Consider the following 254-nt stretch of genomic DNA (forward strand, 5'->3'; position numbering starts at 1 on the left):
CCGGCACCAGCTCAGGATGGGCGCGGCGGGCCACATGCGTGTAGTACGTCGACGGCGCGATTGGCAGTACCCTGCAGATCGGCTCGACCCCGTAGACGTGCCGTTGATCATCGATGAACGTGATCATAGCTCCGCCTGTGCGAAATACGCCGACGCCTTGCGCAGGATTTCATTAACCTGGCGCAGCTCACGGTTCTCCCTCTCCAGCTCCTTGAGCCGATCCTGCTCCTGCGTGCTTGTGCCCGGGCGCAAAC

Annotated in this window: 1 pseudogene and 1 other annotated feature; the pseudogene reads right to left on the bottom strand. The window is 62.6% G+C overall.

What is annotated here, in order from left to right:
* Positions 1-254, bottom strand: a pseudogene (locus tag AB3X86_RS38515) (IS3 family transposase); the annotation flags it as partial.
* Positions 53-151, bottom strand: a sequence feature (AL1L pseudoknot). Its footprint overlaps the pseudogene before it by 99 nt.

Origin of the sequence: Paraburkholderia sp. BR14374 (genome assembly GCF_040948685.1) — a bacterium.
Lineage (GTDB): Bacteria > Pseudomonadota > Gammaproteobacteria > Burkholderiales > Burkholderiaceae > Paraburkholderia > Paraburkholderia youngii.